This window comes from Paracoccus sp. MKU1 (assembly GCF_001447385.1).
In the GTDB taxonomy this organism is placed as follows: domain Bacteria; phylum Pseudomonadota; class Alphaproteobacteria; order Rhodobacterales; family Rhodobacteraceae; genus Paracoccus.
On sequence record NZ_LLWQ01000205.1, the window covers coordinates 37,332 to 58,501 of the forward strand.

The window sequence follows — 21,170 nt, forward strand, 5'->3', positions numbered from 1 at the left end:
TCAGCCCCGCTTCTGGCTCAAGGCAACGGCAAGGATGATGATCGCGCCCTTGGCGATCAGCTGCTGGCTGAACTCCAGCCCCATCAGGATCAGCCCGTTGTTGATCATCCCGATCATCAACGCGCCGACGATGGTGCCGATGACCGTCCCCTTGCCGCCGAACAGGCTCGTCCCGCCAAGGACGGCCGCGGCGATGACCGACAACTCATCCCCTTCGCCAAGCTGGAAGCGGCCCGATTGCAGACGGCCAGCGTAAAGCATCCCGGCCAGCGCGGCAGCGCAAGAGGACAGGACCAGCACCTTGAACTTGATGCTGCGCGTGTCGATGCCGGAGTAGCGCGCGGCCATTTCGCCCCCGCCCGTCGCCAGAACCTTGCGGCCAAAGCCGGACCGGCGCAGCGCGACATGACCGACGCCCGCGATTACCGCCATCCAGAACATCAGGACCGGGATAGGGCCGACCGAGCCGCCCCCGAAGATCCAGGAATAACCGGGGGACAGGATCGGCACCGCCGCCGTGTCGGAAATCCACATGGCCACGCCCTTGGCGATGCCCATCATGGCAAGGGTCGTCAGGAAGGACGGAATGCCGATCCGCGTCGTGAGCCAGCCGTTGAACACGCCCACGGCCAGCCCTGTCGCCAACCCGGCAAGGACACCGCCAACAGGCCCGGCGACGGCAATCGCCATGGCAACCGTCACCGTGGTCAGCCCCGCCACCGCGCCCACCGACAGATCGATCTCGCCCGCCGACAGCACGAAGGTCATGGCCACCGCCATCACCGCGATCATCGCGGTCTGCCGCACGATGTTCAGCAGGTTGTTCGGGTTCAAAAACCCCTTGTCGTTCAGCGTCAGCGCGAAGACCACGAAGATCACCACGAAGCCGATATAGATGATGTTCTGCCGCCAATTGGCGAAGAATGCCCCGGCCGGGGCGGTTGCTGCCTTAGCCATGGCTGGCCTCCTTGATGGTCAGGGCTTTCTGGATTTCGATCTGAAGGCGGCGTTCGGCCGCTTGCAGGGCGTGTTCGGGGTTCGTCTCGGTCGGGTCGTCCAGATCGGCACGATCCAGAATCTGATGCGCACGGCCATCCGCCATAACGAGGATGCGGTCGCAGGCCGTCAGCAGTTCCGACAGTTCCGAAGAGATCACGATGACGCCCTTCCCTGCCTGCGCGAGGTCGCGGACCAGACGGATGATCTCGGCCTTCGATCCGATGTCGATGCCTGCGGTGGGTTCGTCGAGGATCAGGATATCCGGCTCTGTCGCCAGCCATTTGCCGATCACCACCTTTTGCTGGTTGCCGCCCGACAGGGTGGACACGGCATGGTCGCGGCTGGCGGTCTTGATCGACAGGCGGGCGATCATGCGGTCCGCGATGTCTCGGACGCGATCACGGTCCACGATCCCGCGCGGCGCGATGCGGCCCAGAACCGCCATGACCATGTTTTCGGCCACACTATGTGCCGGTATGATGCCTTGTGTCGCCCGCGCCTCCGGCACCAGAGCGATGCCTTGGGCGATGGCGTCTGCGGGGCGGCGGATCGCCACCGTCGTGCCCTTGATCCGGATTTCGCCGGAAACGGCAGGTTCGATGCCTGCGATAACGCGGGCCAAGGCCGACCGGCCAGAGCCGAGCAACCCGGCCAGACCCAGAACCTCGCCCCGGTGGAGGGTGAGGCTGACGTTTTCGGGCTTGTGCGGGCCGGTCACGTTTGCAAGGTCCAGAAGAACCTCGCCCCGTGTGGCATCGCCCCGGGTGACATCGGAAAGACCCTTGGATTTCTTGCCGACAATATGTTCGATCATCACGTCGATGGGCAGATCGGCCAGCGGCGCGGTGATCACATGTTTTCCATCCCGCAGGATCGTGGCGCGGTCCGCGATGCGGGCGATTTCGTCCATGCGGTGGCTGACATAGATGATCGCCACGCCCTTGGCCTTGAGTTGCCGCAGGAAGACGAAGAGTCGTTCAACATCCGACACCGAAAGTGCGGTTGAGGGTTCGTCGAGGATCAGGACGCGGGCATTCTGACTGATCGCCTTCGCAATCTCGGTCAGCTGCTTTTGACCCGCCCCCAGATCGCCCACCAGCGCAGCGGGATCGACCTCGACCTGCAACATGTCGAAAATCGCCTGCGCCCGCCGGACGGAATCGGCATCGTCGATCATCCCGCGCGCATCGCGGGCTTCGCGGGTCAGGAAGATGTTCTGCGCCACAGTCAGCGTGGGGATCAGCGACATTTCCTGAAAGTTCATGGCGATCCCCGCCGCCCGCGCCGCTTCGGGCGAGTGGGCGGCCAGTTTCTGGCCACCAACCTCGATCTCGCCCTCCTCCGGCACGTGAACGCCGTTCAGGACCTTCAGGATAGTGGACTTCCCCGCCCCGTTACCGCCAAGCAGGGCGTGGACCTCACCGGCAAACACCTCGAAATCCACACCATCCAGCGCGCGAATGCCGCCGAAGGATTTGGAAATCCCCGTCATCCGCACGGCAACCGGGGCGGGGGCGGTCATTCCACCCGCTCCCACTTGCCGGTTTCACCCGACCGAAGCAGGGCATCGGCCACCAGTTCCGTCAGCAGACCATCCTCGAAATTCGGGCTGGGCTGCTTGCCGCTGGCAATCGCGCTGAACAGGTCGAAGCATTCGACGATCTTCGTTTCCGAATAGCCGATGCCCAGACCGGGGATCGGCCACAGACCGCCGCCATAGGGATGGGCTGGACCAGTGTAGACCGTGCGGAAGCCGCGTGCATCGGCGGGGTCGTCGGCGAACATCACCTGCAACTCGTCACGGCGTTCGTAGTTGAAGTGGATCGACCCCTTCGTCCCGTGGATTTCCAGCGTGATGAAGTTGTTCCGACCCCATGCGTTGCGCGTGGCCTCCAGGCTGCCGATGGCCCCGTTGCCGAAGCGCAGCATCGACACCACCTCGTCATCCACATCCACCGGAGCACGTTCGGCATCAGCGGATTTCTCCGACGCACCCAGCTTGTCCACCCCGCCCTGCTGGATGGGGCGCGTCGTGACATAGGTCTTGGTCATGGCGATCACCTCGGCAATGGGACCGACGAGGTAATGCGCAAGGTCCACCACATGGGTCCCGATATCCCCCACCGTGCCCGACCCCGCGATCTTCTTCTGAAAGCGCCAGGACAGCGGCCCGTTCTCATCCGCCGACCAGTCCTGAAGGTAGGTGCCGCGGAAGTTCAGGATGCGGCCGATGCGGCCTTCCTCGATATATTTCTTGGCCAGCGCCACGGCGGGCGTGCGGCGGTAGTTGAAGGCCACCATGTGGATGATGCCTGCGGCCTTCGCGGCTTCGGTCATCGCGCGGGCCTCTTCCACGGTGCGGGCGAGGGGCTTTTCGCAGATGATGTGCTTGCCCGCCTTGGCGGCGGCGATGGCAATCTCGGCATGGACATTGTTCGGCGTGCAGATGTCGACCACGTCGATATCGGGCCGCTCCACCACGCTGCGCCAGTCGCTGGAGGCTTCGTCAAAGCCGAAGCGGCGGCGGGCTTCCTCGGCGGCGCCATCGGTCATGTCCACGACCACCTTGCGGTGCGGGATTGCCGGGGCGGGCCAGAAGAACATCGGCATCGAGGCATAGGCCATGGCATGCGCCTTGCCCATGAACCCGCCACCGATCATGGCGACGTTCATCACTTTGGTCATTGTCGGTCTCCGATCTTGTGCGGGTCGCGGAAGTTGGGAAGGGCCGGGCCTTCACGGGCGGGGAGCAACGCCCCCAGTAAAGGCCCGGCAGGCGCGCGGGGTGATAGGGACACCCCGCGCGTGTTCGGTCACTGCATCGAGGCCTTGATGTTGTCGGTCGCTTCGGTCGAGTAGACCTGCTTCCACGCGTCGAGCAGGTTGTCCTTGCTGACGGGCAGCGCAGGCAGGGCCACGAAGTCGGGCGCATCCTTGTCGAGCAGGGCGTAGCCTGCCAGCTTCGCCTCGACCACGCCGGCGTCATAGGGACGCTGTGCGCCAAGGCCCTTCATGAAGCCGCCCTGCGCCATGCTGATGGCGACGTTTTCGCCAAGGTCGACGGTGGTGATGATCAGATGATCGCGGCCATTGGCGCGGGCGGCGGCCATCACGCCTTCGGCCGGAACGTCCCAGACCGCCCAGATGCCCTTGATGTTCGGGTTCGCGGTCAGCATCGCGCCCGCCGCCTTCTCCGCATCGCCCGAGAAGTCCGGCCCGCCGATCCCCTGTTCTTCCACGATCTTGATGTTCGGGTAGTCGCTGGCGATCGTCGCCTTGAACGCGTCATAGCGCTGCTTCGTTACGAAGAAGTCCGCGGCGTGGAACACGAGCCCGATTTCGCCCCCGTCAGGGCCAAGCGCCTTGGCCATCAGATGGGCTGCGGCGACGCCATTGCCGTAGTTGTCGGCCGAGACGACCGAGACATAGTCGGTGCCCGGAACGAAGCCCGTCGGGACGTTGTCCATGAACACGAGCTTGGCCCCGGCCTCATGCGCGGCGCGGTAGGCGGCGGCGGTGGCGGTGGGGTCGGTCGGGATCGACACGATGATGTCGGGCGACTGCGCCATGATGGTTTCAAGGTCGCTGACCTGCTTTTCGGGCTTGAAGCCCGCATCGGTCACGGAGATCACTTTGATCCCCATCGCGGCGAACTGGGTCTGCAGGCCGTTGATCTGCGCCTGGCTCCAGTCGTTGCCGGCGTAATGCATCACGATGGCAGCGGTGGCGCCCATCTCCTTGATCTTGGCCAGCTCTTCATCGCTGAGCACGACATCCGAGGCGGGCGAGGGGTCTTCACCGCTCGGTCCCTTGGACAGGACGGTTTCCTGCAACTTGGCAAGCGCCGCGTCCGGATCCGCAAAGGCCGGGGCGGCGATCCCCATCAAAAGCGCAAGCGCGGTCGCCGAGCCCATGAGGCTGCGTCTGGTCATCATAACTTCTTCCTCCCAGAGAAGTGTCGGGGTTGCCCCCGTGTGGTGGGCAGGGCGTTCAGCCGGCGATTGCCCGGTTCAGGTAGTCCATGCTCAGCCGCGCCCCTTCGGCGGGGTCACGCCAAGAGTCGAGTTCGGTGCAGACCCAGCCAGCAAAGCCCACATCCCGCATCGCCTTCAGGATCGGCCCCGTCGGCACATCGCCGCGGTCAAGCGGGGTGAAGGCAAAGGGTTCACGCCGGAAGCCCTTGAGGTGGATGTAGGAAATCCGCTTCGCGTGGTCGCGGATCAGTTGCGCCGGATCACCACCGGCTGCGGCCAGATGCGCCGTGTCGGGGCAGAAATCGATGGCGGTCAGGTCGAAGATCTTGGCCACTTCGCCCGGCCCTTCGACGATGGTCGACAAGTGCGGGTGGTAATGCGCCCGCAACCCCCGCGCCTCGGCCAGCGCCTTCACGCGGTCGAGGGCTGCGCCCAGCTTGTGATAATCCGGCTCGCGCGTGCCGTCGAAACGCTTGGCCCCGCCGCCCACCACCAGATGCGGCGCGCCCAGTTCGGCGGCACGGTCGGCGGCGCGCGTCACGCGGGCCAGTTCCTCCGGCAGAATGTCGTCGAAGATGAAGTTCCCGCCCGCATAGGTGGCGACCAGTTCCAGCCCGTTGTCGGCCAGAAGCTTGCGCATCTCGGCGGCGCTGAAGTCCAGCAGGTTGCCGTCGAACAGCTCCACCCCGGCATAACCAGCGGCAGCGATGTCGGCGCAGGCGCGGTCCATATCGCCGAAGGTGCGGTAGGCCAGTTGCGTGATCGAGGTGACGCCCACGGCATCGCCCCCGAGCCCCCCCCAGCAATTGGCGTGATAGGCCAGCTTCCACGCTGTCATCGGTATCCCCTCCCCGTGCCGCAGGCGCTGCGGGATGGCCCGCCTTGCCTGCTTTCCTGCCGGCCTCCTCTGACCGTGCTACATTCGTTAGGCCTCGATTCCGCTTTGGTCAATAATAAATCTGCTTATGTCAGACTACTTCTGCATTTTTACAGCATAAGTTTTTTCTTGAACGGCAGAAGGACGCCCTTTATCCCTTCTGAAACCCTGCAAGGACGCGATTTTGCCCCTGACCGCCCAGGACCTGACCGAATCGCCCCGCCCCCGCGGCAAGGGGCGGCCGCGCACGGTGGAAACCGCTGCGCCATCGCTGGTCGAACTCCTGAACCTCGTCCGCACGGGGGCGGCGAACACGCGGCAGGAACTGGAACGCCAAAGCGAATTCGGCCGCGCCGTGGTGGCGGATCGCCTGACGATGCTGGGCGATCTGGGACTGGTGGACGAAAGCGAACTCGGCACCGCCACGGGCGGCCGAGCGCCGCGACTGGTGCGCTTTGCCGCGCGACGCGCCGCGATCCTTGTCGCCACGCTGGACCAAACCGCGATCGGGGTGGGTGTGGCCGACCTTTCCGGCACAGTCCTGACCGAACATCACGAAGCCGCTGACCTGACCGCCCCGCCCGCCGAACTGGCCGAGCGTCTGACAGCACTCTTCCGCTGGTCGATGGAGCGTCATGCACCGCAGGGCGGCATATGGGGCATCTCCCTCTCCGTCCCCGGGGCCGTTCAGGGCGCGACGGAGGGTGACTTCCTGACGACCACCCCTCCGGTCCTGCCCGCATGGGAAGGGTTTCCGCTCGTCGAAACGCTGACCCGCGATTTCGGCGTGCCGGTCTGGATGCGGTCCAGCGTCGAGACGATGACGATGGGCGAGCTGCACGCAGGCGCGGCGATCGGCACGCGCAGTATGCTTTTCCTGAAGGTCGGCCGCCGCATCGGCGCGGGCATCGTCTGCGACGGCCAGCTGTATCGTGGCGCGCATGGCGCGGCAGGCCTGATCGGATCGCTTCCAGTCACCTCAGGCGGGCAAAGCGGCCCTCTCGATGCCCTCGCAGGATCGGGCATGATCCAGCGCGAAGGTCTATCGGCGGCACAGGACGGGCGAAGCCCCATGCTGGCCGACATCCAGCGCCGCGGTGGCGAGATCACGGCCATCGAAGTCTCGCAAGCCGCACAGATCGGCGATCCCGCCTCGGTCGCGATCCTGACCGAGGCGGGCCACCTGATCGGTCAGGTCGTGGCGACGCTGGCCAATGCGTTGAACCCGGAACTGATCGTGCTGTCGGGGTCCATCGTGCAGACGAACGACATCCTCCTCGCCGCGCTGCGCGAGGCGGTCTATGGCGCATCGCATCCCTTCGTCACGCGCGACCTGCGGATCATCCGGTCGCAGATGGGCAGTTCGGCCGGACTTGTCGGCGCGGCCCGCGTGGCCTCGGAACAGCTGTTCGCGCCGAGTTTCCTGAAGGAATGGGTGATGCAGGGTAGCCCGCTTGCCCATCCGGCCTTCGCCGCCCTGCAGGATCGGCTTTCGCAAACCGCACCGCCCCCTCCGCCGCCAAGGGCGCGGACCGGACAGGAGCTTCCGAGATGACGATATCCGGCCTCGGCCCGCATGGCGAACGCGCCGCCCCGCCCGAACGGGTCAGCCTGCTGCCCGACGACCGCACCGCCGCCAAGGCGGCCGGATGGCGCGTTGCCGTGGTCCTGCACACCTTGGAAAGCGACTGGGCCAAGCAGCAACTTGCCGGCATGATGGGTATCTTCGGCGATTGCGGCGCGGCGGTGATCGATGTCGTGGATTGCGCCTTTTCCCCCGACATGCAGGTGGCCGAACTTGACCGGCTGATCTCGCAACGCCCCGATGCGATCATCTCCCTTCCCGTGGCGAATGAACAGGTCGCCGCCGCGCACCGCCGGGTGTCCGAGGCGGGAGTAAAGCTGGTCCTGCTGGACAACGCGCCCACCGGCCTGTTGCCGGGCAAGGACTACACGGCGCTGGTGTCTTCGGACAACTTCGGTCTGGGCAAGATCGCGGCCGCCGGACTTTCTCCCCGCATCCCCGACCGGGCGAAAGTCGGCGTCCTCGGCTTCGCCGCCGATTTCTTCGCCACGAACGAACGCGAGATCGCCTTCACCAAATGGCTTCAGGTGAACCGCCCCGACATCACACCGCGCATCCACCGCTTCGCGCGGATCGAGGACTCAGCCGCAGCCGCGGATGACCTTCTGTCGGCAAACCCCGATCTGGCCGGGCTATTCGTCGTTTGGGACACGCCTGCCCTTGCCGCAGCCACCCGCCTTGCAGAACGCGGCGCAACGATGTCCATGGCAACCGTGGACCTCGGAGAGGCCGCAGCCATCGCCCTCGCAACGGGCAATTCCTTCTGCTGCATCGCAGCCCAGCAGCCTTTCCTCCAAGGGATCACAGCCGCACAGACCGTGATCCTGTGCCTTCTCGGTCGCCCCGTTCCCGCCTGGATCGCCCTACCCGGCATTGGCGTCACACGGGACAACGTGGTCGAAAGTTTCCAGACGATCTGGCGGCAACCGGCCCCGCGCGAAGTGCTCCGCGTGCTGGGCCTGTCACGCGGCAAATGAAGGCCGGCATGGAAGCGATGCGACAGGCTCACCGGCGGATTTGAATCCGCCAAAGTTCCATTACGACTGTCCATCGACATATCGCCGCGACCGTCCGCTTTGGGCCGACCAGCGCGGAATGCGCCGGTCGGATTAGTTTTCTAAAGGTCGATCCCCTCAGAGAGCGTCAAAGCATCCTCGATGTCGACACCGAGATAGCGCACCGTGCTGTCCATCTTCGTATGGCCAAGCAGCAGCTGGACCGCCCGTAGGTTTCCGGTCTTCTTGTAGATCTGCGCCACCTTGGTTCGCCGCATCGAATGTGTACCGTAGGCGCTAGGCTCCAGTCCGACCGATACAACCCATCCCCGGACGATCCGGGCATACTGTCGCGTCGACAGATGCGGACTGCCATGGATTCGGCTGGGCCAAAGGAACTCCAGGCCGATCATTTCGGGGTCGTGGATCCAGCGCTCGAGAGACAGCCGCGTCGTCTCGGTGATTTCGAACCGGACCGGCTTCGCGGTCTTGCTCTGGATCATCGACGCTCGTTCCTTGACACGCCCAGCAGCGAATACATCCCGGACCCTGAGACTGACGAGATCGCAACCACGCAACTTGCTGTCCACGGCCATGTTGAACAGCGCTAGGTCACGTAAATTGCCTGCCATCTCGAGGCGAACGCGTATGGACCAGACATGCCGGGGTAGAAGCGGGCGTTTCTGGCCAACAATACGTCCCTTGTTCCAAGGCGCACGGACGGGACGAAGGATAGGAAGAAAATCAACGGGCATGGGACTACCTCCAGTCCACCGGCCCCACCCTTCTTCGGTCATGCCGACCACGAGACTGTATCACGTTTCGTGCCAAGACGGGCATCGTCGGCCTGAGTGCGCATGGATGCAGGTGCGAACGCCTGCTCGCGACAAATGGCCGACGAGGTCCGTCATGCCAATGCGGATCGCACCTACTGTAGCGTGCGTTGGCGCAAAGAGTCCTTTGCGGTCATTTGTATCCGATGCTGGAAGCTGATCAGCCAGGCACAACACATATCGGTCAGGCTGGCCTTCAGCGCCGTAATTTGTTCCATGCCCAGCTGGCGCTCAAAGGCGTTGCGCACGGCTCCGTAGACCACGGTGGTCAGGGTCAGGTTGATCTCTGCGGCATGCTCCGGCGGCAGATCCGAAGCCTGACGAAACATCTTCGTCGTTGCTGCATCGACCCGCGTTGCGAAAGCCTGCATCAACTCACTGTTGTCGAGCGCCGCAACTGAACGATAAAGGGCTTGCGTCAGATCGGCCCGCTCGGTCTTGGTGGTCCAATAGGTCTCAATCAGCGCAGAGACCATTTTTGATGCGGGTTGGCCCGCCATGAGGGAGCAGGTTCCTTCAACACGTTCTGCCAAGGTGTTGAGGTAACGCTCGTTCAACGCGATGATCAGCGCCTGCTTGTTCGGGAAATACTGATACATCGTCCCGACCGATACGCCCGCGCGCTCGGACACGCGCGTTGTCGTGAGGCGCGCCAGACCCTCGGCCAGCAAAACCTGAATGGTCGCCTCGAAAATCGCGTCCACGGTCACGCGCGAGCGGCGTTGCACGGGTGTTTTACGGGGCTTGGACCATTGCGATACTTGGGGTGGCATATGCGAATCCAAAACCTGAAAACTCCTTCATATATTGTTCGCAGAGCTATGAAGGGAACACAAAAATGGCAGAGAACCGCATTGCGCTCGTGACCGGCGCCAACAAGGGCATCGGGTTGGAGATATCCCGCAAGCTGGCGCAAGCCGGTGTTCATGTGCTGATTGGCAGCCGTGACAAAGCACGTGGAGACGAGGCCGCCGCCGTTCTGGCGCGGGATGGGCTGACCGCAAAGGCGGTTTTGCTGGACCTCGACAGGCCAGAGACCATTGCCGACACGGCCGAAGCCATCGCTGCCGATTACGGCCGTCTGGATATTCTGGTCAACAACGCGGGCATCTTCGATTTTGCTGACGCGACACCCAGCAAAGCCTCAATAGACGCCGTGCGGCGCGTGATGGAGGTCAACTTCATCGGCGCACTGGCTGTCACGCAAGCGATGCTCCCGTTGCTGCGCGCCGCGCCTGAAGCGCGGATCGTGAACCTATCGAGCGCGCTTGGGTCGCTGACGATGAACGCCGATCCCACCTCGCCCTACTATTCACAGCAGTTCATCGGTTACAACGCCTCGAAGGCGGCACTGAACATGTTGACGATCCAGCTGCATGAAGAGTTGCGGGGCACGAAGATCAAAGTGAACTCGATCAGCCCCGGTTTCGTGAAAACCGACCTGACCGGCTATGGCACGATGACCCCCGAAGAAGGCGCGAGGCTTCCGGCGGAATATGCGCTGAACGCTAAAAGCAGCGGTGGCTTTGTAGAGCCGGACGGAAGATCGCCGTGGTAATGGGAGTGGGACGGGGCGGAGTTACTGCTTCGTCCCGCATAGCCGACGGTGGCGGCGTGCTCAGGCCGCATCAAGCCTAAGCGTCAGCTTTCGGGAATGCTGCATTGCAGTAGCCGCAGGCGCCGACTGGCAGGTAAGGGCCGGAGGCGGAGATATTCAAGCGTGCAGCATCTTCCTTGCCTTGAACAAATTCGCACCGGGTTTCATACGGATTTTGGCAGTCCGTTCGCACCCTGAACGGGTCAGGTCAGGTGACTCTAAGCGCAGACTGATCAGGCCACGATGTCCGCGTCACCCGGCCTCAGCCGGACCCAAGCGAAAGCAGCGCGCGACGAAATTCCGGCTCGCTTAGCACCACCTCGCCCGCACCAAGCGCCTCGGCGTGGCTGAGGGCGCGGGCGGTTAGGGTCTGGGCGGTCTCGATGGCGCGGGGCAGGGCAAGGCCCCGCCCGATGCCCGCGACCACAAGCCCAGCGAAGAGATCGCCGGTGCCGGGCAGGGAGATCGGCAGGCGCTTGGTCGGGTGGCGGCTGAGGTCTTCGGGACCCAAGAGCACCGTCTCTAGTTGCCCGGGGCCGGTGTCGTCGAGCACGCAGCCGGTGGCGATCAGATGCGCTTCGGGCGCGATGTGCAGCGCCTCGCGCGCGGCCTGAAGATCCGCCAGAGTGCGGATCTGCTGCCCGGTGAGCCAGGCGAGTTCGAAGGGGTTCGGCGTGGCGATGTCGGCCATCGGCAGCAACCGGTCGCGCATTACGCCAGCGATGGCTTCGGGGACATAGAGGCCGGGACCGGTGTCGCCCATCACCGGGTCGCAGATGTAGCGCAGGCTCGGGTTCGCGGCCTTCGCCTCGGCCACGAAATCCGCCACCATCTCGGCCACGTCGAGCGAGCCGATATATCCGGTGAGGATATAATCCGCCCGCTCGGGCAAGCCGCGTTCGCGCGCGCCTTGCAGCAGGTCGGAGAAGAATTCGGGCGGCAGGGCGCGGCCGCGCAGGGTCGGGTAATTGGGTGTATTCGAGAAGACCACGGTGGGGATCGCCGCCACCTCGAGGCCTGCCGCCTGCATCGGGAAGAGCGCCGCGGAATTGCCGACATGGCCGAAGACCACCTGGCTCTGGATCGAGATCACGAAGGGGGGAGGGGTCATGCCTTGCCGTCCAGTCTTGCACTCCAGTCCTCGACCCGGCGGCTTTCCAGCCTGCGGACCGCGTATTTGCGCCAGCCCTCGGCCAGGACATCGAGCTCAGCGATGCCTTCTAGTTCGACCAGGTTCATCCGGTCCACATAGAGAGCGTGCCAGAGCCGTCGCAAAGTCCAGTCCGGTGCCAGGCGGTCGATCAGCTCCAGCCGGTCGCCGGGCGCGACTGTGCCGGTCTGGAGCACCCGGTAATACCATCCCGTGCGCCCGGTCTGCTGCACGCGCCGCGCCATGTCGGGCACGCCGAAGCGGTGGTTGAGCTTCCAGCAGGGCTGGCGCCCCTGCGAGACCTGGATCAGCGCGCCGCCCAGCCGGAATGTATCGCCGACGGCGACCTCCGCTTCGGTGAGCCCGGCGGTCGAGATATTCTCGCCGAACCCGCCGGGAGCGGTCAGCGCCTGAAGGTCGCCGAGTTCCGCGCGCCAGTCGCTGTAATGATCGAGCGGATAATGATGCACGGCCTTCTCGACGCCGCCATGTACGCGCCGGTCGACCTGTTCGTCGCCTTCGAACCCCTCGGGGCCAAGCCTCAGCGGGTGGGTAACCGCCGTCTTGCCGATCCCGCTCAGCGTGTCGCATCCGGGCAGGGGAGCGGCGCGACCTGTCAGGAGCGTGGCGGGCCTCATTCATCCAACCCCCGCAGCCATTGTTTCAGCATGGCCTGACCGGCGGTCCGCAGGGCCGGGCCATGTGCCCTGGCGTCCTGCCGGAGCGCCTCCGGGGCAATCCCCGCTTGCGCCAGTTCGGCGCTATGGCCGATCAGCCAGCGTTCGAAATCCGGCAGCATCCCGGCCTCGGGGTGGAATTGCAGGCCGAGAATATTGCGGCCCCGGGCGAAGCCCTGTGTTTCGCAGCCGGGGGTCGCGGCTAGGCGCTCGGTTCCGGCGGGCAGGTCGAAGCCCTCGCCATGCCAGTGCAGTACCGGGATGTCCGAGAGGTGGGCAAGCGGGCCGGCCCAGCCAGGCGCGGTTAGGGTCAGGGGCGCGAAGCCGATCTCCTTCTCGGCAATGGGCGCGACACGGGCTCCGAGGGCCGCGGCCATGAGCTGTGCGCCGAGGCAAATGCCGAGGGTCGGGCGATCCGCCGCCAGCCTCATGGCCAGCCAGTTCCGCTCCTCTGTCATGCAAGGATAGGCGGCGCCGTCATTCACGCCGATCGGGCCACCCAGCACCACGACCAGGTCCGGTTCCAGCGGATCGGGCAGTGGGTCCACAGCCGCCTCAATGTCTTGGAGCTGATAGCCGGCGTCCCTCAGAACCGGGGCAAAGGACCCGAGGTATTCAAAGGCCAGGTGGCGCAGGATCAGGGCGGATTTCATCGTCGGAGCCTCTTGCATTTTTCGCCTCTGTGGCAAAACACTGGCCTATGCAAAAGTGCCAGTATGAATGATTTAGATAGGCCGGTTTCCCACATGCGCGAGCCTCTTACCCTCGAGATCGAGCCGGGCCATGGCGGCCCGCTCTTCCTCGCGATTGCCGAGGCGATCACCCGCGATATCACCCGCGGGCGCCTGCGGCCCGGAGCGCGGCTGCCCGGCACGCGGGCGCTGGCGCGCGAGCTGGGGGTGCATCGCAACACGGTGGATGCCGCCTATCAGGAGCTGCTGACCCAGGGCTGGCTGCAGGCCGAACCGGCGCGGGGCACCTTCGTGGCGCAGGATCTGCCTCAGGGGATGCTGGCCCGCAGACCCGCGCCCGCACCGATGGACCCGGTGGCGCCACGCGCGGGGCTCGCGTTCACCGACGGTGCGCCGGACCCCAAGCTGGTGCCCGACAAGGCGCTGGCCCGGGCCTTTCGCCGGGCGCTGCTGTCGCCCGCCTTTCGCGCCGGGGCGGATTACGGCGATGCGCGCGGCACGTCCTCGCTGCGCGAGGCACTGGCGGCCTATCTCGCCACGGACCGGGGCGTGGTGGCGGACCCGTCGCGGCTGCTGATCGCGCGGGGCAGCCAGATGGCGCTGTTCCTGGCCGTGCGGGCGGCGCTGTCTCCGGGCGAGGTCATCGCGGTGGAGGAGCCGGGCTATCCGCTGGCCTGGGAGGCGTTCCGCGCGGCGGGGGCAAAGGTGCGGGGCGTGCCGGTGGATGGCGGCGGCCTCAGGATCGACGCGCTGGAGGCGGCATTGGCTCACAATCCGCGCATCCGGGCGGTCTATGTCACGCCGCATCACCAGTACCCGACCACGGTGACCATGGGCGCGGCGCGGCGGTTGCAACTGCTGGAGCTGGCGCAACGCCATGGGGTCACGCTGATCGAGGACGATTACGACCACGAGTATCGGTTCGAGGGCCGCCCGGTGCTTCCACTGGCCGCCCGCGCGCCCGAAGACCTGCCGCTGATCTACGTGGGCTCGCTGTCCAAGCTGCTCTCACCGGGTATCCGTCTGGGCTATGCGCTGGCGCCCGAGCCGTTGTTGACCCGCATGGCCGAGGCGCGCGCCGCCATCGACCGGCAGGGCGACGCGCCGCTGGAGGCGGCGCTGGCGGAGCTGATCCGCGACGGCGATCTGGGCCGCCACGCCCGCAAGGCTCGGCGGGTCTACCGGGCGCGGCGCGATCTCTTGGCGGGGCTGCTGAGGAAGCATCTGGCCGGGCGGGCGACATTCGATCTGCCCGCCGGGGGGCTCGCGCTGTGGCTGCGTTGCGAGGGGAGGTCCGCGGAGGCCTGGGCCGAAGCCGCTGGGCAAGCGGGGCTGGCGCTGCTGCCGGGCACGCGCTTTGCGTTGGAGGGCCCGGCGCCGCAGGCCTTCCGTCTGGGCTATGCGGCGCTGGACGAGGGGCAGATCGCCCGGGCGGTGGAGATCCTCGCCCGAAGCGTTCCCGGCTGAGCCTATTCCGCCGCGACCGCGCGCCGGGCCTGCGCAGGGGCGATATGCATGCCCAGACGGGTCAGCAGATCCTGATCCTTCCAGGCCGCCGGGTTGCCGGTGGTCAGCAGCTGGTCGCCGACGAAGATCGAATTCGCCCCGGCAAGGAAGCAAAGCGCCTGCAGCTCGTCGCTCATCCCCGTGCGCCCCGCCGACAGGCGCACCACCGAGGCCGGCATCAGGATGCGGGCCAGCGCCACGATCCGCACCAGCGCGAAGGGATCGACGGCCTGCGCGCGCGCCTGCTCTGGCACGCCCTCGATCTCGTTCCACAGGTTTACTGGCACGCTGTCGGGATGCGCGGGCAGGGTCGCCAGCGTCACCAGCATGGCGATGCGATCCTCCTCGGCCTCACCCATCCCAAGGATGCCGCCGCAGCAGACCTTGATACCACCCTTGCGCACTTGTTCGACCGTGTCGAGGCGATCCGCCATCGTGCGGGTGGTGGCGATCTGCGCGTAATACTCGGGCGAGGTGTCGATGTTGTGGTTGTAGAAATCCAGGCCCGCCGCCTTCAGCCGCGCGACCTGTTCGGGCGACAGCATCCCCAGCGTCATGCAGGTTTCCAGCCCCAGCTCGGACACGCCCCGCACCATGTCGCAGAGCTTGTCCATGTCGCGGTCCTTGGGGCTGCGCCAGGCGGCCCCCATGCAGAACCTCTGCGCGCCGGAGGCCTTGGCGCGCTGTGCGGCGGCCAGAACCTCCTCGGCTCCCATGAGCTTGGTGGCCTTCACCCCGGTCTCGTGATGGGCCGATTGCGAGCAATAGCCGCAATCCTCGGGGCAGCCGCCGGTTTTGATGCTGAGCAGGCTCGCGGTTTCGATCGCGTTGGAGTCGAAATGCGTGCGGTGCAGGGTCTGGGCGCGAAGCATCAGGTCGGCGAAGGGCAGGGCATGGATCGCCCTGGCCTCCGCCATGGTCCAGTCGCTGCGGATCATGCCGCGCGGGTCCGGAGGCGGGCGATGGCCGCGATGAGGCCCGAGGCCAAAGCCAGCTTGACCAGATCGCCGAGAAGGAAGGGCGTGAGACCCGCGGCCAGCAGCCCCTGCGCCGGGACATAGAGCGCCAGCCAGGCGAGGCCGAGGGCATAGACCACGGCGAGGCTCGCCAGCATCGCCAGGAAGCGCCCGATCAACCCGCGCCCCTGCGCCAGCCAGCCGGTCAGGCCCGCGCCCAGCAGGTAGCCCGCAAGATAACCGCCGGTCGGCCCGACCATATAAGCCAGCCCGATTCCGCGTTCCGGCGTGCCCGAGAAGACCGGAATTCCCAGGGCGCCCGCCGCCAGATAGGTCGCCATTGCCGCAAAGCCGATCCTCGGCCCGAGCGTGGCGGCGAGGAAGAACACAGCCAGGGTGTGCAGCGTCATCGGCACCGGCCAGAACGGGATCTGGATCTTGGCGCCGAGCGTGATCAGCGCCGCGCCGCCGAGCGCCAGCGCGAGGCTGCGTCCGAGCGCTGCGGGACGGGTCAGAGTGGGGGTGAGAAATGCCATGGGTCTGTCCTCCGAAGATAGGCATCGATTCTATCTATAATTACGAGGGCTTTGCGTGGTATTGGCAATTAAGTTTATAGATAATTATCCAGGAATCTCGTAAGTCTCTCGCAAATCAGCATTTTTCACGGCGGTCTTACGCTTGCCGATCCAGCCGACATGGCGCGCGAGCGTGGCGCAGGCAAGGTCGGTCTGCCCCTTGCGCAGCGCGTCGAGAATGGCGCGGTGATCGTGATCGGTCCGTGCCTCCCAGTCGCGCCGCCATGCGGCGAAGAGGAAGCGGGCGCTGGCGGCCTGCAGGTCGTCGATGGTTCGCAGCAGACGCGGCATCCGGCAGGGGGACAAGATGAGCCGGTGAAAATGGCGGTTCGCTGCCTCCCAGTCACGGACGGTACTGGCACTGTCGCCGTGGCGTGTAACCTCTTCTGCTTCCTGTAGAATAGCGCGTGTCATATTGGGCGCGGCGTGGCGCAGGGCGAGCCTTTCGAGGCTGGAGCGCATCTCGGCCACCTCGCGCAGTTCGGCCACGTCGAATTCGGTGACGCGAAAGCCGCGCCTCGGTTCGCTCTCTGCCAGACCCTGGGTCTGCAACTCGCGGAAGGCCTCGCGCACTGGGACATGGCTCGCGCCGAACTCGGCAGCGACATGGTCCTGCCGGAGGCGCGCGCCGGGCGGAATCTCGCCCGAGATGATACGGTCGGCAAGGACGCGGGCGATGCGGGCGGACTGGGTCTCTTCAGGGGCGTGTTTCATGAATTATAGATAATTCATGCTGCGCCGCCCGTCGACAGTTAAGGTGGGCTTTGCGGCTCTTCTGTCATCGTCGCTGTCTTGTAGGACCTGGCAAGCCTCTGCAGGCTCAGGCAGCCTTTGGTTGAAATGTTGGGAAGTCGCAATTCGTAAAGATCAGCGGGTCCGACACGTCTTCCCTCTTTCGGAGGTCGGCCGACACATCGGAAGGTCAGGATCGTCCGCCAGCCCCCGAGAACGTGCCAACTTGCTCTGACGTCGATATCTCTCCATGGGATGATCGCCTCGGGATCTATGGCGTTCATGAGGATGCCCTGCGCCGTGAATGTCAGTATCGGGCCTCTCCGTCGTCCGTACTTCCAATGCAGGAGGACCGGCACAACCCCAAGTGGCGCGGCCAATGCCAGCAATACCACCTGAGATGGCCTGCCATCGACGTCGGGCTCCTGACTAAGAGACATCGCCGCTGCGAGAACTGGAATGAGGAGGAGCCCTGCCATAAGCCAGAACCCCGCAAGCCGAAAATACGACAGCCAGATCTCCAGATCAGGCATCGAATGCGCTTGGCGTGCCTTGTCCACCTTCAGAGCCAGAACATGAGGCTTGTTGCCGATGCGAGCGCCGCTAGGGTTCGGTTTGCGCGTCTGAGGCTGGTCGGACTCGAGAGGTGACGCCGCAAGGCGGATCCCATGGCAGACCAGACGGCCATGCACGGGGTGCCGATTAATGCGAAGGCCAAGCAAGTAATCAGCAATTGGGGAAGGACCGCCTTCTCGGGCTGCAGAAATGCCGAGACCGCAGTGAGCGCGATCAGCCACGATTTCGGATTGATAACTGGAACAGCAGCGCCTGAGAAAACGAGATCGGGGTGGCATTGGGCGATTGCGCCAGCGCATCTGCTTTCCAGAGCTTCAGGGCGAGCCAGAGCAGATAGAACGTCCCAACCACCTTGAGTGCCAACTGGATACTGGGAAACTGTGCGAAAATGCTGCTGAGACCGGCGGCCACGAGTAGGATCTGGGCGATCACACCGGCCGGAATGCCAACGATCTGCGGTATGGTGCTCCGGAAGCCAAACACCAGCCCTGCGTTCGCGAGCAGCATGTTGTTCGGTCCCGGCGTAATCGACATAACAAAGGCGTAGAGCGCCAAAGCTCCTATTGTGGTAAGTTCCATACTGTGCGTTCCTCATCCTGCACCGTATGGAAATGGTTCAGGCTTCCATGGGCATGCGCGATTGAGAAGTTCTCAGCCTCGCGTGAGCCCTCTGCTGGCAGAGCGTTGACCGCTCGGCCAATTTTGAGGCTCCGACGCATCGCCTTGGAGGAATAGAAGGTAGGGCGTCGTGCCGGCGGCGCCGTGCCGCCGGCACGACATTTGGCATCAGGCGTTCTTCACCTCGATGCGCTTGACCTTGGCCTGCGCCTCCGGGGTCTGCGGCAGCTTGATCGTCAGCACGCCGTTCTTGAAGCTGGCATCGGCCTTCTCACCGTCGACTCCCGGCGGTAGCGGAATCGTGCGATAGATCGCGCCATAGCTGCGTTCGGAGAGATAATAGCCCTTCTTCTCCTCCTGCCGCTCGATCTTCTTCTCGCCCTTGATGGTCAGCATGTCGTCGGTCACGGTGACCTCGATGTCCTTCATTTCCATCCCGGGCAGTTCGATCGATACCTCCACGTGATCTTCGGTCTCGACCACGTCGGATTTCGCCTCGCCGCCTCCCCAGGGCCAGTCGAAATCGCCGACGCGGTTCCAGAAGCCTTCGAACACACGGTTCATGTCGCGTTGAAGGGTGGCGATGGGGTTCTGGTCATCACTTTTCGGGTCGGGCGCATGATCCTTCCGCGCCCAGGGGATCAGGTCCTTGATCTGCATGTGAGTTCTCCTTTCTTCTTCTGGGTGCGACATGTCGGGTTTACGAAGCCGTTACCGTGATCTTTTTGGGTTGGGCTTCCGCTGCGCGCGGCAACGTTAGGGTCAGCACACCGTTCGAGACCTGCGCGCCGATCTTGTCGGGGTCGAAGTCGTCGGACATGGTGAAGGCTCGCTCGAAATCGCCCTCGCCATATTCGGCATAGGCCAATTGCAGCTTCTCGGGCTGCGTGGCATGGACCTTACCTCGGATCGTCAACACGCGCTTTTCGAGCGTGATATCCACGTCTTCGGCGGCGACGCCCGGCATCTCGAGCATCAGCGTCACCCCGTCAGTCGTTTCGACGATGTCGGTCAGCGGCCTGTAGATACGACTGCCGGTGGTGGTTTCCGGTGTCTCGGCCGGGGTCTTATCGGCAGTATGTGTCACATCGTTGGTCATGGATCGGTCCTCCTCTTACGCAGCCTTGATCTCGATTTTCCGCGGCTTGTCCTCTTCGGGGCGGCCGATCACGATGCGCAGTACACCGTTGGTCATCCGCGCTTCGACCTTGTCCTCCGCGGCCACGAAGGGCAGCCGAACCGACCGTGCGAACTTGCCAAAGCCGCGTTCGTTGCGGTGCCAGCGGGCGCCTTCCGGCACGCCGGGCGCCTTGCGCTCGCCAGAGAGCGTCAGGACATTCTCCTTCACGGAAATGTCGATGTCGGCCGGGTCAACGCCAGGGAGTTCTGCAGTGATCGCGACTGCCTCGTCGCCCTGCCAGACGTTCACGGCGGGAAAAACGGGCTGGGTCGCGCGGCCAGGAGAGGTCCTCTCAAAATCGCGCAGCATCGAGCGCATCACCGCAAACGGATCGCTGCGACGTGTGTAGGTGGGATAGAGCATGTTTCGCCTCCGTCGTTTCAGTTGACGGCGTGGATTTGTCTCCACGCCACTGAACGCCCGCGGAGAACGGACATGCTTCAAGGTTCGCCATTTCGGCGGCGGTCTGGTGCGTTCGCGTCTGCCATGCGTTCCTCTCAGGCGAACGTCAGGCGGTCCGCTGAATCAGCCGAACCTGTCGCGTATCCGTGAAACCCCAACTGGGCGTTCCGCTGCGGATAAAGTGTTGCCTAATTGCAACTTCAAGACCCGGGCGCAAAAAATGTTCTCATCGATAGACGCCCCAAGGCCCGTAACGCGGCGTGGAAATGCGCACAGCCCGCGGTGCGTTCAGGGGAACGGACGGTGGGACCGGTCGGCAGGGTCCGGAAAGTGCGCGCAGCCGCCGGATTCGATCGGCGGTGGGCGGGTGCGTGCGCAGGAGCGAGGGTTCGGGGATGCGGCGACCGGGCAGGAACATCTCTTCCCAGACCCGCCCGACGCGGCGTTCCAGCTTGAGGAGGGCCGAAGCGAGGCCATCGGGATCGCCGGTCAGCTCGGCGCCGCCTCTGTCGGCATCGTATTCCCGGGCCCGCGACAGCGCGAGCTGAAGAAGGGCCATGATCGTGGGTGAAAAGATCAGGACAAGTGGTACCTGCCAGGGCACATAAGCCGCGCCGGCCAGGATGAGCGGCAGGTTCAGCAGCAGGATGAGTTGCCCAACCCAGGACGCGAGCGACACTGCGCGCGACATCGCGTCGGCCAGACCCATGATCCAGAGATCGCGGTTGGCGATGTGAGCGACCTCGTGCGCCAGAACCCCGGCCAGTTCGCGCTGGTTCATCAATCGAAGAAGACCATCGCTGACGCAGACGGCGCTTTCATCCGGAGAGCCCATAGCGAAGGCGTTCGGCATCTGGCTCGGTACATAGTAGAGTTCCGGTACACGCGGCAGCCCGGCGCGGCGTGCGAGTTCGGCCAGTATCGCCATGCCCTCTGGAAATTCCCGCCCGCTGAGCCTGCGTGCGCCGTAGGCGTTCAGCAAAAGGCGTTTCGGGATGCCGGGTGACAGCAGCAATCCCAGCAAGGATCCGATGACGATCGAAATCGCCAAGCCCTGTCCCGCAACCGCCGAAACGATTAACCAGGCGATAACCGCCATACCCGCCAAAAGCAGGATGGATTGGAGCAGGTTCAGGAATTGGTGGCGCGGCGTCGCAGTCATGATCGCAATAGATTTCACTCGCGGCTAACGGGAAGTGGCACGCCACGGGATGTAAGAATTTTGGGCATCATTGCCAGCTTCGAT

22 protein-coding genes are annotated in these 21,170 nt (G+C 64.8%); 4 read left to right on the forward strand and 18 right to left on the reverse strand.

The genetic code is table 11. The features are described 5' to 3' along the window. From AQY21_RS20015 to AQY21_RS20035, 5 genes are all read right to left on the reverse strand, one after another. Window positions 1-957, reverse strand: a complete 957-nt coding sequence (locus tag AQY21_RS20015) for an ABC transporter permease (RefSeq protein ID WP_058099354.1) — start codon at window positions 955-957, stop codon at window positions 1-3. After that, window positions 950-2,521 (reverse strand): sugar ABC transporter ATP-binding protein, encoded by a 1,572-nt coding sequence (locus AQY21_RS20020; RefSeq protein WP_058099355.1) that lies wholly within the window; start codon window positions 2,519-2,521, stop codon window positions 950-952. Before AQY21_RS20020 ends, AQY21_RS20015 begins: the two co-directional genes overlap by 8 nt. Then, complete coding sequence (locus AQY21_RS20025) at window positions 2,518-3,684, reverse strand: Gfo/Idh/MocA family protein (RefSeq protein WP_058099356.1); 1,167 nt, start codon at window positions 3,682-3,684, stop codon at window positions 2,518-2,520. Before AQY21_RS20025 ends, AQY21_RS20020 begins: the two co-directional genes overlap by 4 nt. Window positions 3,685-3,812: 128 nt before the next feature. Further along, a complete protein-coding gene (locus tag AQY21_RS20030) occupies window positions 3,813-4,883 on the reverse strand; it encodes a substrate-binding domain-containing protein (RefSeq protein WP_203416585.1) in 1,071 nt (356 codons plus the stop codon). Between the two features lie 106 nt (window positions 4,884-4,989). Continuing rightward, window positions 4,990-5,811: a sugar phosphate isomerase/epimerase gene (locus AQY21_RS20035; protein WP_058099357.1), complete on the reverse strand. Its 822-nt coding sequence runs from the start codon at window positions 5,809-5,811 to the stop codon at window positions 4,990-4,992. A gap of 223 nt (window positions 5,812-6,034) precedes the next feature. Here AQY21_RS20035 and AQY21_RS20040 point away from each other — a divergent pair, with 223 nt between their 5' ends. Beyond that, complete coding sequence (locus tag AQY21_RS20040; RefSeq protein WP_082658189.1) at window positions 6,035-7,405, forward strand: ROK family protein; 1,371 nt, start codon at window positions 6,035-6,037, stop codon at window positions 7,403-7,405. A gap of 107 nt (window positions 7,406-7,512) precedes the next feature. Then, window positions 7,513-8,412 carry a substrate-binding domain-containing protein gene (locus AQY21_RS20045; protein ID WP_203416587.1) on the forward strand — a complete coding sequence of 300 codons (900 nt, stop codon included), beginning with the start codon at window positions 7,513-7,515 and terminating at the stop codon, window positions 8,410-8,412. 140 nt (window positions 8,413-8,552) lie between these two features. Here AQY21_RS20045 and AQY21_RS20050 read toward each other — a convergent pair whose 3' ends face one another. Together AQY21_RS20050 and AQY21_RS20055 are read right to left on the reverse strand one after the other, a co-directional pair. Continuing rightward, complete coding sequence (locus AQY21_RS20050; RefSeq protein ID WP_058099359.1) at window positions 8,553-9,185, reverse strand: tyrosine-type recombinase/integrase; 633 nt, start codon at window positions 9,183-9,185, stop codon at window positions 8,553-8,555. Window positions 9,186-9,358: 173 nt separating this feature from the next. After that, window positions 9,359-10,036: a TetR/AcrR family transcriptional regulator gene (locus AQY21_RS20055; RefSeq protein WP_058099360.1), complete on the reverse strand. Its 678-nt coding sequence runs from the start codon at window positions 10,034-10,036 to the stop codon at window positions 9,359-9,361. Window positions 10,037-10,101: 65 nt separating this feature from the next. On the opposite strand from AQY21_RS20055, the gene AQY21_RS20060 reads away from it, so the two are divergent. Beyond that, window positions 10,102-10,821 carry an SDR family oxidoreductase gene (locus tag AQY21_RS20060; RefSeq protein ID WP_058099361.1) on the forward strand — a complete coding sequence of 240 codons (720 nt, stop codon included), beginning with the start codon at window positions 10,102-10,104 and terminating at the stop codon, window positions 10,819-10,821. Between the two features lie 301 nt (window positions 10,822-11,122). Here the strand turns inward: AQY21_RS20060 and pdxY are convergent, their stop codons facing one another. From pdxY to AQY21_RS20075, 3 genes are read right to left on the reverse strand one after another with little or no spacing between them, the layout of a single operon-like run. After that, window positions 11,123-11,971, reverse strand: a complete 849-nt coding sequence (pdxY, locus tag AQY21_RS20065) for a pyridoxal kinase (RefSeq protein WP_058099362.1) — start codon at window positions 11,969-11,971, stop codon at window positions 11,123-11,125. Further along, window positions 11,968-12,648, reverse strand: coding sequence for an MOSC domain-containing protein (locus AQY21_RS20070; RefSeq protein ID WP_058099363.1), 681 nt, complete (start codon window positions 12,646-12,648; stop codon window positions 11,968-11,970). Before AQY21_RS20070 ends, pdxY begins: the two co-directional genes overlap by 4 nt. Next, complete coding sequence (locus AQY21_RS20075; RefSeq protein ID WP_058099364.1) at window positions 12,645-13,340, reverse strand: glutamine amidotransferase; 696 nt, start codon at window positions 13,338-13,340, stop codon at window positions 12,645-12,647. Before AQY21_RS20075 ends, AQY21_RS20070 begins: the two co-directional genes overlap by 4 nt. Window positions 13,341-13,433: 93 nt before the next feature. On the opposite strand from AQY21_RS20075, the gene AQY21_RS20080 reads away from it, so the two are divergent. Continuing rightward, window positions 13,434-14,846 (forward strand): PLP-dependent aminotransferase family protein, encoded by a 1,413-nt coding sequence (locus AQY21_RS20080; RefSeq protein WP_058099365.1) that lies wholly within the window; start codon window positions 13,434-13,436, stop codon window positions 14,844-14,846. A gap of 2 nt (window positions 14,847-14,848) precedes the next feature. Here AQY21_RS20080 and bioB read toward each other — a convergent pair whose 3' ends face one another. From bioB to AQY21_RS20120, 8 genes are all read right to left on the reverse strand, one after another. Then, complete coding sequence (gene bioB, locus AQY21_RS20085; RefSeq protein WP_058099366.1) at window positions 14,849-15,823, reverse strand: biotin synthase BioB; 975 nt, start codon at window positions 15,821-15,823, stop codon at window positions 14,849-14,851. Further along, a complete protein-coding gene (locus tag AQY21_RS20090) occupies window positions 15,820-16,377 on the reverse strand; it encodes a biotin transporter BioY (protein ID WP_058099367.1) in 558 nt (185 codons plus the stop codon). The genes bioB and AQY21_RS20090 overlap by 4 nt, the downstream gene beginning before the upstream one ends. Window positions 16,378-16,461: 84 nt before the next feature. Then, on the reverse strand, window positions 16,462-17,130 hold the full coding sequence (locus AQY21_RS20095; RefSeq protein ID WP_058099368.1) for a GntR family transcriptional regulator: 669 nt from the start codon (window positions 17,128-17,130) through the stop codon (window positions 16,462-16,464). An 807-nt stretch (window positions 17,131-17,937) separates the two neighbouring features. Continuing rightward, on the reverse strand, window positions 17,938-18,303 hold the full coding sequence (locus AQY21_RS29895; RefSeq protein WP_238986844.1) for a LysE family translocator: 366 nt from the start codon (window positions 18,301-18,303) through the stop codon (window positions 17,938-17,940). Between the two features lie 207 nt (window positions 18,304-18,510). After that, window positions 18,511-19,002 carry an Hsp20/alpha crystallin family protein gene (locus AQY21_RS20105; RefSeq protein WP_028092946.1) on the reverse strand — a complete coding sequence of 164 codons (492 nt, stop codon included), beginning with the start codon at window positions 19,000-19,002 and terminating at the stop codon, window positions 18,511-18,513. A 40-nt stretch (window positions 19,003-19,042) separates the two neighbouring features. Continuing rightward, a complete protein-coding gene (locus tag AQY21_RS20110) occupies window positions 19,043-19,441 on the reverse strand; it encodes an Hsp20/alpha crystallin family protein (protein WP_058099369.1) in 399 nt (132 codons plus the stop codon). Window positions 19,442-19,456: 15 nt separating this feature from the next. Next, window positions 19,457-19,885: an Hsp20/alpha crystallin family protein gene (locus tag AQY21_RS20115; protein WP_058099370.1), complete on the reverse strand. Its 429-nt coding sequence runs from the start codon at window positions 19,883-19,885 to the stop codon at window positions 19,457-19,459. Between the two features lie 265 nt (window positions 19,886-20,150). Further along, window positions 20,151-21,086, reverse strand: coding sequence for a zinc metalloprotease HtpX (locus AQY21_RS20120; protein ID WP_058099371.1), 936 nt, complete (start codon window positions 21,084-21,086; stop codon window positions 20,151-20,153). Window positions 21,087-21,170: the final 84 nt, after the last annotated feature.